Source organism: Wenjunlia tyrosinilytica, from assembly GCF_014646055.1.
Classification (GTDB): Bacteria; Actinomycetota; Actinomycetes; order Streptomycetales; family Streptomycetaceae; genus Wenjunlia; species Wenjunlia tyrosinilytica.
On the sequence record NZ_BMMS01000046.1, the window covers coordinates 1 to 14,403 of the forward strand.

At 69.4% G+C, this 14,403-nt stretch carries 12 protein-coding genes; 3 read left to right on the forward strand and 9 right to left on the reverse strand.

What is annotated here, in order from left to right; genetic code table 11:
* The 4 genes from IEY86_RS32510 to IEY86_RS32525 form a co-directional block, all read right to left on the reverse strand.
* The coding region (locus tag IEY86_RS32510) for a type I polyketide synthase (RefSeq protein ID WP_189135504.1) at positions 1 to 1,937 on the reverse strand (1,937 nt) is incomplete at its 3' end.
* Positions 1,938 to 2,047: 110 nt separating this feature from the next.
* Positions 2,048 to 2,503 (reverse strand): cytochrome P450, encoded by a 456-nt coding sequence (locus tag IEY86_RS32515; protein WP_189135505.1) that lies wholly within the window; start codon positions 2,501 to 2,503, stop codon positions 2,048 to 2,050.
* Positions 2,504 to 2,576: 73 nt separating this feature from the next.
* Positions 2,577 to 3,779: a cytochrome P450 gene (locus tag IEY86_RS32520; RefSeq protein ID WP_189135506.1), complete on the reverse strand. Its 1,203-nt coding sequence runs from the start codon at positions 3,777 to 3,779 to the stop codon at positions 2,577 to 2,579.
* 882 nt (positions 3,780 to 4,661) lie between these two features.
* Positions 4,662 to 4,910, reverse strand: coding sequence for a hypothetical protein (locus IEY86_RS32525; RefSeq protein WP_189135531.1), 249 nt, complete (start codon positions 4,908 to 4,910; stop codon positions 4,662 to 4,664).
* Here IEY86_RS32525 and IEY86_RS32530 point away from each other — a divergent pair.
* Entirely contained in the window at positions 4,849 to 5,607 is a 759-nt protein-coding gene (locus tag IEY86_RS32530) for a thioesterase II family protein (protein WP_189135507.1), read from the forward strand. The genes IEY86_RS32525 and IEY86_RS32530 overlap by 62 nt on opposite strands.
* A gap of 18 nt (positions 5,608 to 5,625) precedes the next feature.
* Here IEY86_RS32530 and IEY86_RS32535 read toward each other — a convergent pair whose 3' ends face one another.
* The 5 genes from IEY86_RS32535 to IEY86_RS32555 form a co-directional block, all read right to left on the reverse strand.
* Positions 5,626 to 6,363: a 4'-phosphopantetheinyl transferase family protein gene (locus IEY86_RS32535; RefSeq protein ID WP_189135508.1), complete on the reverse strand. Its 738-nt coding sequence runs from the start codon at positions 6,361 to 6,363 to the stop codon at positions 5,626 to 5,628.
* Positions 6,360 to 6,881, reverse strand: coding sequence for a hypothetical protein (locus tag IEY86_RS32540; RefSeq protein ID WP_308425194.1), 522 nt, complete (start codon positions 6,879 to 6,881; stop codon positions 6,360 to 6,362). The genes IEY86_RS32535 and IEY86_RS32540 overlap by 4 nt, the downstream gene beginning before the upstream one ends.
* A gap of 393 nt (positions 6,882 to 7,274) precedes the next feature.
* Positions 7,275 to 8,438, reverse strand: coding sequence for an oxygenase MpaB family protein (locus IEY86_RS32545; protein WP_189135509.1), 1,164 nt, complete (start codon positions 8,436 to 8,438; stop codon positions 7,275 to 7,277).
* A 24-nt stretch (positions 8,439 to 8,462) separates the two neighbouring features.
* Entirely contained in the window at positions 8,463 to 9,515 is a 1,053-nt protein-coding gene (locus tag IEY86_RS32550) for a polyprenyl synthetase family protein (RefSeq protein ID WP_229698969.1), read from the reverse strand.
* A complete protein-coding gene (locus IEY86_RS32555; protein ID WP_189135511.1) occupies positions 9,508 to 9,792 on the reverse strand; it encodes a polyprenyl synthetase in 285 nt (94 codons plus the stop codon). The genes IEY86_RS32550 and IEY86_RS32555 overlap by 8 nt, the downstream gene beginning before the upstream one ends.
* 504 nt (positions 9,793 to 10,296) lie before the next feature.
* Between IEY86_RS32555 and IEY86_RS32560 the strand changes: the two genes are divergently transcribed.
* Positions 10,297 to 12,909, forward strand: coding sequence for a glycosyltransferase (locus tag IEY86_RS32560; RefSeq protein WP_189135512.1), 2,613 nt, complete (start codon positions 10,297 to 10,299; stop codon positions 12,907 to 12,909).
* Positions 12,909 to 14,393, forward strand: coding sequence for a radical SAM protein (locus tag IEY86_RS32565; RefSeq protein ID WP_189135513.1), 1,485 nt, complete (start codon positions 12,909 to 12,911; stop codon positions 14,391 to 14,393). The genes IEY86_RS32560 and IEY86_RS32565 overlap by 1 nt, the downstream gene beginning before the upstream one ends.
* The last annotated feature ends 10 nt before the right edge of the window (positions 14,394 to 14,403 follow it).

The window sequence follows — 14,403 nt, forward strand, 5'->3', positions numbered from 1 at the left end:
TCCCCCAACGACAACGCCCCGGCCACACACGCCGCAGCGATCTCACCCTGCGAATGACCGACGACGGCCGCGGGCCGCACTCCGTACGACTGCCACAGTTCCGCCAGCGACACCATCACGGCGAAGAGCACGGGCTGCACGACATCGACGCGTTCGAGTCCGGGCGCGCCGGGCGCTCCTCTCAGGACGGCGAGCGCGTCCCAGCCGGTCCACGGCTCCAGCGCCCGAGCGCAGCGCGTCATGGACGAACGGAACACCTCGCTGGAGTCGAGGAGTTCGACGGCCATGCCCTCCCACTGGCTGCCCTGGCCCGGGAAGACGAAAGCCACGCGCCGGGGCTTGTCGACGGCACCGGTCAGTACGGCGGCCGACTGCTCACCGGCCGCGAGCGCGTCGAGACCTGCGAGCAGGCGCTCCGGACTCTCCCCGCTGACGGCGGCGCGGTGTTCGAAGGCGGTGCGTGTGGTGGCCAGCGACAGACCGACGTCACCGGTACGAGGCCCGGTGGCCCGTACGTGGTCGGCGAGCCGCCGCGCCTGGGCGGCCAGGGCGCCGGCGGTCCGGCCGGACAGGATCCACGGTCCGTGGTCCGCCGCCGATGCCCTGGCGGGGGCCGTGGCCGGGGCGGTGGCAGGGGCTGGCGGGACCGGGTAATCGGTCAGGAGCACATGGCAGTTGGTCCCGCCCATCCCGAAGGCACTCACCCCGGCCGTGCGGGGTGTTTCCTCGGCCCAGGGCTCCGGCCCGGTGACGACCCGCAGTCCGAGCGCGTCGAGCGGGACGGCCGGGTTGGGGACCTCGAAGTTCAAGCTGGCGGGCAGCAGACCGCGTTCGACGCTCAGCACCGCCTTGACGAACCCGGCGATCCCGGCCGCCCCTTCGAGGTGTCCGAGATTGGTCTTCACCGAACCGACGGGCAGCGCGGCCGTCCTCCCGCCGTACACCGAGCCCAGTGCCGCGGCCTCGACAGGGTCACCGACCGCCGTGCCCGTGCCGTGCAGCTCGACATACCCCACGGCGTCCGGACCGATCCCGGCCGCGTCCAGCGCCGCCCGGAGCACCTCCTGCTGCGCCTGCCGACTGGGCGCGGTCAGGTGCTCGCCCCCACCGTCGTTGTTGACGGCGGTGCCGATAATCACCGCCCGCACCGGGTCACCGTCGGCCAGCGCCGCGGCGAGCGGCTTGAGCACCACGACAGCGCCGCCCTCGCCCCGGACGAAGCCGTTGGCCCGTGCGTCGAAGGTGAAGCACACGCCGTCCGGGGACAGGCCGCCGAACGCCTCGGCACGGGCCGCCGTCTCGACCGCGAGATTCAGATGGACCCCGCCGACCAGCGCGGCCCCGGACTCGCCGCGCCGCAGGCTCTCGCAGGCCAGGTGGACGGCGACCAGGGACGACGACTGGCCGCAGTCCACGGTCAGACTGGGGCCGCGCGTCCCGAGGGCGTAGGAGACCCGGTTGGCGATCATGCCGCGCTGGACGCCGGCCATGGAGTGACTGGTGACCGCCGCGCTGCCGCGGGCCGCGAGCAGGGCCGCGTAGTCGTCCGCGATGGCGCCGACAAGGACCGCGGTACGGCTGCCGTGCAGAGCGGCAGGGACGATGCGCGCGTCCTCCAGGGCCTCCCACGCGAGTTCGAGAGCGAGGCGCTGCTGCGGGTCCATGGCGGCGGCGGCCTTCGGCGGGATGCCGAAGAAGTCGGCGTCGAAGCCGGCGACGTCGTCGAGGAAGCCACCCCTGGCGGCGCCGGCGGGCACCGCGCCGGTACCGGCGCGGTAGGCAGGGCCGAGCCGCTCGGCCGGGATCGGCCCGACCGGACTGCGTCCATCGGCGAGTAACTCCCAGAAGGCGTCGGGGGTGGCAGCCCCCGGCAGTCGGCAGGACAGGCCGATCACGGCGATGGGCTGGGCGGCCTCGGTCGTTCCGTCGCTGGACACGCGTGATCACACCTCGGTTCGGTCAGGTCACCAGGTGACGGAAAGGCTTTGCACGCCGTGGACGACCATGTCGTCGTGGAAAGCGACGTCGGCCATGGGCACTGCCGGCGTCAGCGCGGGCAGGCGGCGGGTCGGCGTTCCCCTCGCGCGACCCGGAGCTCCAGCCCGGCCAGTCCCTGTCCGGTGCAGTGGTGCACGCCGTGGCCGAGCGTCAAGTGGTCCCGAACCTGCCGGTGTACGTCGAAGCGGTCCGGCTCGGCGAAGACCGAGGGGTCGCGGTTGGCCGCGGGCAGCCGCACGATGACGCCCTCACCCGCGCGGACGACCGTGCCGCCGGCGTCGATGCCGGCGGTGGCCGCACGGCCGATGCCCCCCTGGGTGACGGTGTGGAAGCGCATCGTCTCTTCGACCTCGGCGGTCGTGTCGGAGCTGGACCGTACGTCGCCGAGCACCGCACGGGCGTCGTCGTACCGGGTGACCAGCCAGGCCGCCTCGCCGACGGGCGGGTGCGCCTCGACCGGTCCTCGCTGGGTCCGCCGGCGGCCGTACTCGGGCGCCGGGTCCATCGGGCAACTGCTGGGGCGGGCCTGCGGGAACGGAACTCCCGCCGGGCCTGCGGCCGTTCCGCGTTGACGGCGGTCACCAGGTGACCGGGAGGACGCACGGGCTGTAGACCATCGAGTCGTCGCGGAAGGGAAGTTCGCCTACCGGCACCGCGAGCCGCAGACCGGGAATCCGGCGGAACAGCGTGCCGACGGCGACTTGGATCTCGACCCGTGCGAGGAACTTGCCCACGCAATTGTGAATGCCGTGGCCAAAGGTCATCGGGTCCGGTCCCTGCCTGCCGATGTCGAGACCGTCCGGCAGCGGGTACGCGTCCGGGTCGCGACCGCCGGACGGGGTCAGCAGGATGACGCCCTCGCCGGCCCGGATGAGCTGCCCGGCCACTTCGACGTCCTCGGACGCGACTCTGCCGACACCGTACTGGAGCACGTTCTGGTGCCGCAGCAGTTCCTCGGCGGCCGACGGGAGCAGCGCGGGTTCCGCCGTCAGCCGCTCGGCCTGTTCCGGGTTCTCCAACAGGGCGAGCACACTCAGGGCGATGGAACTGGCGGTGGTGTCGAAACCGGCCGACAACAGCATCAGGCCGATGACGACGACCTCCTGGCGGGTCAGTTCACCGTCGCGGATCTCGTTGCCGGCCAGCTGCCCGAGCAGGTCGTCGCCCGGCTCGGCCTCCTTCGCCTCCACCAGCGCGTACATGTACGTGAAAAGCTGGGTCATGGCCTCGGTCTGCTGCTCGGACGAGGCGTCACGCCCGGTCAGGGTCAGGACCCACTTCCCGAACCGGTCCCGGTCGGGGTAGGGAACGCCGAGGAACTCGCAGATCACCATGGCGGGCAGGGGCGAGGAGAAGCGGGCCACCAGGTCGGCGGACGGTGGGCCCGCCAGCAGGTCGTCCAGCAGCGCGTCGACCATCTCCTGGATGCGCGGACGCAGGCGCTCCGCCGCGCGGCTGGTGAACCAGGACGCGACTGTGCGCCGATAGCGGGTGTGATCGGGGGGGTCCATCGCGACGAAGGCACCCGGCTGGCGCTCGCCCGGAACGTATAGACGCGGATATCCGGGGTGCGTCATGTCGGAGCTGAAACGCGGATCCACGAAAATCTCACGGATGTCGTCGTATCTGCTGACGAGCCAGGGCGAGTCACCGGTGGGAAGGGTCACGCGGACGACCGGCGAACGCTCGCGTAACGCGCGGTATTCGGTCGGCGGGTCCATCGGACACTCGGACGCGCGACCGAAGGGAAATTTAACCGGGTTGACCGGGGAAGAATTCACGACATACCTCCCTGCATTCAAACGCGACGGACCGCGCCGCGCACCGCACGAGAAATATAAGAGGTCGCACACATTCGCTGGAGGGGCCACATACCCCAGGCGGAAAGGTACCCGAGGGCAGAAAGAACCCGGGATTCCCTCGTCATCGTGCCCCCCGGCTGATCCGAGTGTCAACACAGGCACTCAGACACCGCAACGCACGTGGCAGCGAGCCCCGGGGACAACCGATCGAAAGCCGCCACACGCCCGACTCTCGCATACCGCTCACACCACCATCTAAGCCCCCGTAACATGAAACATTTCATGTGCAACGATCGGCAGCATAGAAACAAATATGACCTTCCTGCCGGAATATGCAAATGATTGCACGTGCGGGAACATAAACGTGACATAGCTCATGTTGCCTCGGTGCGCGGGGTGCCCCCATCTTGGAGCCGGAAGGCGTCGTGCATCCGGGACCATCCGGAACGGCACGTGACAGCCGGCGAGCCCGGCCGGCGTCCTCGAATCGTGGCCGCCCCATTCCTCCTGCGCGAAGAAGAACTCACAAGCGGCGGCAGAATTGTCCCGCTGACCAGTCCTGTCCTGCCGGCGGCACACCGGCGTACGTCTCTGTCCATGCCCGCACCCGATCGACGGAGCCGACAGTTGCGAGAACCGGCGGACACCGCTGAGTCCAGCGACCCGGACCCCGCGGTGTCCCCCGCGCTCACGGTTCCCGACAGTTACCGCGCGGCCGTGGTCTTCGCGGACGAAAGCGCGATGTTCAAGGACGTGAGCAGGCAGGACAAGGTCCCCACAATCCCTGCATGTCCGCGAGGTGCCCACCCCCCGGCCCGCGCCCGGCGAAGTGCTCGTGGCCGTCATGGCGAGTTCGATCGGCTAGGACACCGTGCGGAGCTCGCTCTTCGAGCCGCTGCCGACCTTCACGTTCCTCAAACGCCTCAGCCGCGCGGACGCGGCTTCGGCGTGATCACCCGCTTCCAGACCTGAAATCCATCGTTCCAGCTGCGCCCCCGGCGTGTCCGGTGCGCCAAGGGCTCCGAACAGGAAGCTGAGGTACATCGCGATGAACGGCACCGACCCGACGAGCGACTGGATCCGGCGTTTCCATCGATCGGCGAGCGCCACGTCGCGGCTGGTGTGCTTTCCGCACGCGGGCGGTTCCGCGAGCTACTTCCACGGCGTCTCCAAGTCGTTGACGCCGGACACCGAAGTGCTGGCCGTGCAGTACCCCGGGCGTCAGGACCGGCGCGGGGAGCCGCTCCTCGACAGCGTCGGCGCAATGGCCGATGCGGCGTACGAGGCACTCGCGCCGTGGACGGACCGTCCGTTGGGGCTGTTCGGGCACAGCATGGGCGCGTTGGTGGCGTTCGAGGTGGCCGCCCGGCTGGCGGGCGACGGGGTGGTACCGGTGGGGCTGTTCGCCTCGGGACGCCGGGCACCGTCCTGCTACCGGGACGAGAACGTACATCTGCGGGACGACGCGGGTGTCATGGCCGAGTTGAACCGGCTCGACGGCACGGACTCCCGGCTCCTGGACGACGCCGAGTTGCGGGAGATGATCCTGCCTGCGCTGCGCAGCGACTACCGCGCGGTCGAGACATACCACTACACCCCCCGGCCGACGCTGGTCTGCCCGGTGTGGGCGCTCGTCGGGGACGACGATCCCAGGACGACGCTGGACGAGGCGCGCGCGTGGAGCGAACACACCACCGGGCTGTTCGAACTGACGGTGTTCCCGGGCGGCCACTTCTATCTCAACGCACAGGCCGACGCCGTGGTCGACCTGGTGCGCTCGCGACTCTCGGCGCACCGCACACCGTGACATCGAGGATTTTCGCCATCAGGTAGGCGGTGACGAGCTACCAGGGAACGCATGCGCTGAACTGGACCGATGCGTCCATGGTCGTTGCCCTGCGGGACGGTGCAGTGCGATTGCCGTGATGACGAGATCCTCGCGGCACATCCAGCGGCCGGCGATGGCTTCGAGGGCATTACCGGCCACCTCCGGCGCTGGGACCAGCAGCCGGGCGGAAAAGGTGCCCGCGTCCGGCTCGATCTCGATCTCGGCTTCGTTGAAGTCCAGTTCCCGCCGGGTCAGCGGGTACCAGACCTTGAACACCGACTCCTTGGCACTGAACAGCACCCGGTCCCAGTGCACTTGTCTTCGGGCGGACCCGAGCGCGCGGACCCATGCACGTTCCCGTTCCAGCGAGATGACTTCCAGGATCCCTGCCGGTAAAGGGCCGTTGGGCTCGGCGTCGATGCCGAGCGCCATGAAGTCGGCCGAGCGCGACACTGCGGCCGCCCGGTATCCCGCGCAGTGGGTCATGCTGCCCACCACACCAACCGGCCACTGCGGGGCCCCGCGTGTGCTCGACAGCAGCGGAACCGGCGGCAGACCCAGCGCGCCCATCGCGCGGCGCGCGCACCACCGAGCGGTCGCGAATTCACTGCGGCGGTCCGGCACAGCCAGGGCGATGGCGGCCTCCTCTTGCGGGTACAGGCCCTTCAGCGCCGCTTCCGGGTCGTCGAACGCCTCGGCCGCGGCGACCGGCGCGGGCAGGAGTTCCTCGATCACGGCGCTCTCCCGGAGTCCGGCCGGGGAGGAATCCGACGCGGATGACTGCGGTCCGGCCAGAGCTTCCACTCGCGCGGGCAGCCGATCGAGACCTCCTCTAACCTCACCCCGTCGTACCAGGTCGTGCGGGGAAAGTGCGGGTGGTGCCCGTACACCACCGCGACAGCACACAAGCGCGTGTGCCCGCCGGCGGTCGGTTCCGTGCCGCACCACTGCGCGAACTCCGGGTAGCGCAGAACGTCGGTCGGCCCGCGGACCAGCGGAAATTCGACCAGCCGCAGGTAGCGCTTCTCACCGCGCAGGTCGACCGGATCGCCGGGATGTGTCCACAACTCGTGGTTCCCCGGCGCCCGCACCGCCTTGGAGAAACGGCCGGAAAGCGGGGTCAGCGCCCACTCGACGTCCTCGAAAATCTCCGCGACATCGCCCGCGACGGTCAGCCAGTCGGAGTCGGACTTGGTGCGGAGAGAACCGACAATGGAACCATTCTCCTGGTAAGCGACGTTCAGGTCACTCACAGCCAATAAAATCCCCACGCCCCGGACAGCCCCCTCACACCCGTTGCCGGAGCTGTACTGAAGTCGCCCTGTGACAACCGGGGTCACTCTATCGTGCAAGCGGCACCATGCCCCGGCGGTGCAGCTTGCAAACCGGGTCGGGCGCGGACGAGAGGGAATTGAAATCGCGTCAGCCCGAGGCGGTCCGTGCCATCCCATGACCTCGACGGGGGTTGTGGGCTGGCCGAAGAAGGACGCGGGCACCGCGTCCGCCCCGACCTCTCCCCTGCCGACATCCCCCATCCGACGCCGCCGCACTGACGTCGGCCCGGGCGCGTCGGCCCGGGCCGACGCGCAACACCGGCCGGCGCGCCCTGAAGCCGCCCCCGCGGCGGAGCCCTGAAGGTGTTGCTGCTACTGGCTGATGGTTGCCGACGGCGGAGTCCAACGGCTTTTGGGCGGGATGGTGCCGCTGACTCCGAAGTCGTTCTTGAGCTGTTCGGGGATGGCGTAGTGCATGACGCGGCCGCGGGTGAGGGACGACAGTTCGAAGACGCTTGTCAGGTGTCCGAGTCGGTCCAGGGCCCAGCCCGCCAGGGGTGAGCGGTCCTCAATGGTTTCCAGCAGCCCCAGCAGGGCGGGGGCTGCCTTGACGACGGTGTCCCAGGTGGTGCGGGGGACCTGCAGCCAGTCGGCGCAGGTGTCACCGATCAGGTAGCGGATCAGGGCGGAGACGATCGGGTCGAAGAAGGTGCCGGGCACGACTTCCTCGTAGAGGTCGATGAGCTGGCGGGTGAGCTGGGCGCCTTCCTCGCTGGGGCCCATGTGGCGAGTCATGTACAGGTCGGAGAACTCGCGGGCTGACTGCAGGTCCTTGGGGACATGGTCCTGGTCGATGCCGAGGATGGCGCCGACCACCCGCCAGGCGTAGTAGTAGGCCTCGGCGCCTTCGTTGCTCATGTGGATGCCAAGGCGGTGCAGGGCATCGAGGACCTGGATGGAGAACATCATCTGCCCGCCGATCATGTCCTCCTGACAGATCGGCGTGCCCAGGGCGGCGGTGTCCCAGCGGTCCTCCCGCTTGAGGTGGTGGCGGATGGAGGCATGCAGCAGCCGCACTTTCTGGGCCGCGGGGATGAAACGACTGCCGGCTTCGAACGCGCCGGGCTGCATGAGGTAGACGGTGAACTGGCCCGTCTCAGCCATCCGTTTGGAGGGGTACTTCAGCGAATGGGTGGACGACAGCAGCTTGGCCACGTGGGGCAGGACGTAGCAGGCGGGCATCGAGGCGAACGAGAGCGCGGTGGAGATGTGCACGTTGTTGTCGATGAAGAACAGCCGTGCCTTCTCCATCTCACCCCAGTCCACCCAGGCCGGGGGCGTGCTGGTCTCGTTCAGGTACTCGCGGGCCACGTCCGGCAGCCCCTCGGGAAGCTCCTGCCCGACGGTGGAGACGTAGCGCATGAGCGTGTTGAACGTGCCGACCTCTCCGCGCTCGAACAGCGTCGCCACAGTCGCGTCGGCGAGTTCGTCCCCTTCGGTGCGCAGGGCGTCCATGGACGCCGCGGTGTAGGTCATGGTGCTCCTCCGGTGGGGTGGCGGTCAGTGAGTGCGGGTGGCTGAGAGGGTCGCCAAGGCAGACAGCGCGCGGCGGGCCTCGGTGGTCAGATCGGCGTCGGCCAGGGCGTCGTGTGCTTCACGCAGCCGGGCGGTGATCATGTCTTCGACGTGGGCGACGGCGCCGGTGCGGTGAGCGATCTCCCGGGCCCGTTCCACCTGCTGCTCACTGAGGTTCGCCTGCCCGAGCAGGTGGTGCAGCTCGCGGTGTTCCGCCTTGGTGGCGGACGTGAGCGCGTGGGCCATCAGAGCGGTGGGCCGGTTCCCGGCCAGGTCATCGGCCGGGTCCTTGCCGGTCTGCTCAGGATCACCGAACAGGCCCAGCAGGTCATCGCGCAGCTGGAACGCCTCGCCCAGCGGCACGCCGTAGTCGCTGTACGACCGCAGCAGCCGCGGTGGGGCACCGGCGAGAAGGCCGCCGATCTGCAAAGGGTGTTCGACGGTGTATTTGGCGGTCTTGTAGCGGATGACCTTCACCGACGCGTCCGGGTCCGGCTCGGCTCCGGTGCGCAAGACCTCCAGGCACTCACCGGCCACCAGTTCGCGGGCCAGGACCGCCCACAGAGGCCGGGCCCTGCTCAGGTAGGCGCCGGGCAGGCCGGAGGTGGTGAACAGCTGCCCGGCCATCGACATCAGCAGATCACCCACCAGCATGGCCAGAGCCCGGGCGCCGGCCTTCGGCCGCGCATGATCGGTGAGGACCTCGCGCAGGGCGATGTGCCCGGTGGGCCGGCCGTGCCGGGTGCGGCTGTGGTCGATCAGGTCGTCGTGCACGACGGCGGCCGCGTGGACCAACTCGATCGCGCTGGCGGCGCTTACCAGCGCCTCGCTGTCGGGCTGCCCGGCCCCGCGCCAGCCCCAGTAGCAAAACGCCGCCCTGAGCCGCTTGCCGTGCCCGGCCGCGGCATGAAGCTGCTCGGCGACCGGCGCCAGACAGGCGTCGATGTCGGCCAGAGCCTGCGCTTCCGCGGTAACGAACTTGCTGAGGACCTGGTCGATGCGCTTCTTCAGTAACGCGTGCTCTTCCCGTTCACTCACTGCGGCTTCCCGCCTGGGTGCGAGCGGTGACGGTGCGGGCGAGGACCTCCAGGTGAGTGGGCGGCGCGGCCGCATGCCGGCCCAGGAGCAGGCGGCCGCGGGCCTTGGTCTCCTCCTGGCCGTCCACCAGAAGGTCCCCGATGTCGGCGCGGCGCAGCAGGCCGCTGACGCCGCCCACCGCGCTGCTCAGCCCGCACACGGCCAGATCGGCAAGGCCGGCCACCAGGGCCAACGTGTCTTCGGTCAGGCCCGGCTTGCGGCCGTCATGGTGTGTCACAGCATGTCTCCCTGCATGGCAAGGCCCGCCCCGGCTCCGGCCGGTCGGCCCGGAGCAGCGCGTAGCGGCGTTCGGCACAACACGATTCGAGTCTGGCCACCGAACACGCCCCAGGCAGCCCATTTGCACCATCGAGTGATCTTCTTCAAAGATCCGCACAAGCAGTAAGGGGCACCTGTTACGGGACAAGAACCTGATCACGGCTGGTGCTTCGAGCGGCCGGCTGAAGCCCGCCGAGCGTCCGCGCCGAGCACTGTCGGCACCCACCACCGGTACGCGTGATCCGACGGCTCGGTCCGAGGCCGGGCCCCGACCTTCTGGCTCCGCGGGCCGAGGGACCCGGCCTCGGGCACCTTCTGCGCATGCGCCTTCCCCAGGGTGTGCTTACACTCATAAGCGGCAGAGCCTTCGGTCATTGATCCGAAGGCGACATCGAACCGGCTCCGACTCGGGCTGCCGCGCCACCCGCGGTGAATGGCCGACGAGTTTGGAGGTGCCACCTCCATGTCAGTCCTCTGGGGTGTTTCCTTCGACGCCACGCCGTTGTCCGGGGTCGTCGTGGAATTCATCAAGGTCGCGAAGATCTTCCATTCCCGCGGCTACCGCGTCCACTTGGATCTCGGTTACGACATCAAGGCGGACAAGAATTCCTTCTTCCGCCCCTACACCGACGAGGCCGCCCTGCTGCCGGACTGGGTGCGCCTGGACAGGGTCGAGGGGATCGACACGGTTCCCGGGTACGACGCCGCCGTGGTGGAGGCCGTGCTCCGCGAAGTCGTTCAGCAGGGGGACGGTGAGCGGTGGCGGCCGGCCGTCGCGTCGCTGACCGGCTGCCTGAGCGACCGGATCCTGGCGACGTGGGAACGGCTCGGGGTGTCCCTCGTCGTGGTGGAGAACGGCACACTTCCGGAGAACATCGCCTACACCCAGGCCCTTTACCAGGCCATCGAGGAATACGGCAGACGCCACCGGCTCGGCCGGTTCGTTCTGTGGCGCGATCACGACCTGATGTGGCAGAGCGAGCCGAGTGCGGCCAAGTACGGCGCCTTCCCCTACGCGCACACGCCGAAGCCGCGGGATTCCTTATTCATCCACTACGCGGCGCTTCACCACGAAGCGCTGCGCCGTACCGTGGCCTGGGCACCGGACCTGCGCAACATCGATGTCCTGCCGAATACCTTCGCCCACCGTCCCGCCCGCGTCGACGAGCGCGGCACCGCGTTCCGCCGCGACCACGGCATTCCGGATCAGGTGCCGCTCATCGCCCGTTTCACGCGGATCATTCCGCAGAAACGCATCGACAGGGACATCCATCTGCTGGCCGCGCTGGCCGACCGCACCGACGCCCACCTGTTCATTGCCGGAGACCCCGCGGAAGCCCCCGCCGAGCACGCCGCACTCGTCGCGCTGGCCGAGGCGCTGAAGGTCGGCGACCGAGTGGTGTTCGGCGGCCGACTGGCCCCGCACGAACGGGACGTCGGACGTTGTGCCGGAGGCGGGTACTCGGTCCGGGACCTGCTCGCACACGCCGACGTCGCGTCCTTCATGACCTCGCGGGACTACGAGAGCTACGGCAACCCGATCGGCGAGGCCATCGCCTCCCGCGTCCCCTACGTCACCACCCGGTACGACCTCTATGACGCCGTCTACGCGAGCAAGGGCTTTCGCGCTCCCGTGCTGGACACCCGGGCCCACGATCTGCCCGCGGGAGTCTTCCTGGACGAGGTGGCGGAACTGCTGACCGATGAAGGGCGGCGGATGCGGACGGCCGAGCACAACTACAGGCTGGGAGAGCGCCATCTTGGCCGGGCTCAGGCGGAAGGGCTGCTGGACCGGCTGTTCCTGACGCCGATGGCGGACCGGACCAGGATGAGCGTCGTCGTGCCGGTGTACAACGAGGCGGGCAGCCTGCCCACGACCTTGGAAGCGCTGTACCACCAGCGCGGCCCCGAGGGGCTGCTGGAGCGGTCGCTGTACGAGGTCGTGCTGGTCGACAACAACTCCACCGACGACACGGCCGCCGCCGTCCGGCGTTTCGCCGCCGACCATCCCGATCTGGCGATCCACCTGCTCACCGAACCGGAGCAAGGCGTCTCCTGTGCCCGCCGGACCGGCATGGAGTTCGCGAGCACCCGCAGCCGGGGCCGTGGCGTCCGCGACGACGGGCGCTTCTACCTGGTCTCGGCGGACGCGGACTGCCGAGTCGCCCCGGACTGGCTGTGGCAGCTCTACACCGCGATGGAGTCCGGGAAGGCCGCCATCGGCGTGTGCGACTACACCTACGCACCGGAGCACTTCGCTCACCGGCCCCGCCTGTGGGAGGTGATCTCCCGCACCCTGCGCTGCCGGGCGGTGACCTTCGCGCTGTTCGGCGGCTTTCCCGACGGCAAGGGCTTCGCCGTGGACCGGGACGTCCACGACGCGGTGGGCGGCATCGAGGTCTTCTACCAACTGCGCGACGGGCAGTTCGTCAACCACCTCTCCGACGACTGGGACTTCGGCATCAAGGTGCGCAACTCGGGGGAGGACATCGTCTACGCACCCCTGTCCCGGGTGGAGATCAACCCCCGGAGGGTCGACCACGCCCTCGACGAGGTGATCACCGGCCGGGCATACGGCTCGGACGGTGTCATCGTCATGCGCGACATCCGAGCCCAGCGGTCGGCGGTGGACCAGGGCAGGGACCTCACCGAAGCCGAAGCGCGCGAGGCATGGGCGTTCTCCGTCAAGGACTTCGTCCCGAAGAACACCGTTCTGCCGGTTCTGCTGAGCCCGTCGCTGCTGGAGGACCACGGGGTGGCCGAGTTCTTCGGCCGCTCTCTGGCCCAACGCCTGGCGTGCCGGGTGGAGGAGGTCAAGGACGAGATGCGGATGATCGACTTCGCCCCGATCCACTCGTACAAGACACCGTCGTACCGCCTGTACTTCGAGTTCGCCGACGAGATCTTCGCGCGGCTGCGCGCGACCGTGGGTGAGGACGTCGGACACCCGCCGCCGCTGCCGGCGTGCCTGCGTGACGTGCCACCGGAACGCTTCGCCGAATTCGTCCGGTACTACTGCGAGGACCGCGAGTCCGGGGAGGCGCACAACTACTTCGGAAACGGCGGGGTGTTCTGATGAGCACAGCGTACGAGCGGACACTGGACTCGCTCAAGGAGACGGACCCGTCCTGGCCCACCCCGGCCGTGGTCGACGCTCTGGCCGCGCCGGGCAATCGGCACCTGCTCACTTACGTCGCCGAGGACCCGTTCGGAGCCCACGTCTTTCCCGGCAATGTCGAGGGCTACGCGCCCGAGGACTTCCTTGCCGACCTGCAGGCACAGCTGACCGCGACCGCCCCCATCCACCTGTGGGCCTACATCCCCACCTGTGCCTACCGCTGCCACTTCTGCCAGTACCCCGTGGTGCTGGTCAAGGGCAGCCCGCAGGCCGCCGACGCCAAGGCCGGCCAGTGGGTGGACTGGAACATCCGGGAGGCCCGGCTCTGGCTTCGGCGGGTGCCCGCCTTGGCGACCGCGCCGATCGGCGAGTTCAACGTCTTCGGCGGAACACCGTCACTGCTGCCCCCGGACGCCCTGCGCCGGCTGATCGGCTTCTACCGGGAGAACTTCGCGTTCGGTCCGGGGACGGCCATCCGCGTCGAGGGCGACCCGACCACCCTCACACCCGACAAACTCGAACTGCTGGCCGCGCTGGGGTGCACCAAGATCTCCTGCGGAGTGCAGTCCTTCGACGACCCGGTTCTGCGCCAGTGCGGCCGCCGGCACAGCGCCCGAGCCGCTCTGGACTTCCTGCGCAACGCCCGGCGCACCGGATTCGAATGGATCAGCGTCGATCTGATGTACGGTCTGCTGGACCAGACGGTGGACAGCGTGCGGCGAGACCTGGATGTCCTTCTGGAGCACAGCCCCACCGCGGCGGTGTGCACGAAGCTGCACCTGAGGTCGTACTCCGACACCCGGACCGGCGTCACCGGCGTGCAGCCCGCGGCCTGGCAACTGCCCGACCACCGGGAGCGGCTGCGGCGCAACGGGCGCCACTGGCCCTCCCTCGGCGAGCAGTACCAGATGCGGGAGATCCTCACCGACGGTTTGCGCAGGCACGGATACACCGAGCACCCGACCATGTACTTCGCCCGCGACGGCCTCGGGCCGGAGACCTGGAAGTCCATCATGGTCGACCAGGACAAGCAGGAGGCCGAGGTGGCGATCGGACTCGGGGGAAGTTCGAGCTGCCGCCGATCCGAGGCGATCACGGAGGTGGACTGGCGGCGCTACTCGGAGGCGGTCGATGCCGGCCGGGTACCGCTGCGGTCCGCGACCCGCTTCACGGCCCCGGCTCAGGAGGCGCGTGCCGTCAAGATGGCCCTGACCAGTCTGCGCCCCCTGGACGACCGGCTGCACCGACAACGCCACGGCGGCCGATCCCTGTTCGACGAGCCGTGGCGCACCCGATTCGACTCGCTGGCCGAACGCGGACTGCTGGCAGTCGACGAGCGCATGGGCGAGGTGCGACTGACCAGCGATGGCGAAGTGCTGGTCGAGGCGGTCATCAACACCGAACTCGACAACGCCCAGGCCGAACGCCACCGCTGCCCGTAGCGCCGCACAG

Coding starts and splice junctions, on each gene's coding strand:
- IEY86_RS32515 (WP_189135505.1), bottom strand. CDS start 2,503: ATGGACCCGGCGCCCGAGTACGGCCGCCGGCGGACCCAGCGAGGACCG.
- IEY86_RS32530 (WP_189135507.1), top strand. CDS start 4,849: ATGAACGGCACCGACCCGACGAGCGACTGGATCCGGCGTTTCCATCGA.
- IEY86_RS32545 (WP_189135509.1), bottom strand. CDS start 8,438: ATGACCTACACCGCGGCGTCCATGGACGCCCTGCGCACCGAAGGGGAC.
- IEY86_RS32560 (WP_189135512.1), top strand. CDS start 10,297: ATGTCAGTCCTCTGGGGTGTTTCCTTCGACGCCACGCCGTTGTCCGGG.
- IEY86_RS32565 (WP_189135513.1), top strand. CDS start 12,909: ATGAGCACAGCGTACGAGCGGACACTGGACTCGCTCAAGGAGACGGAC.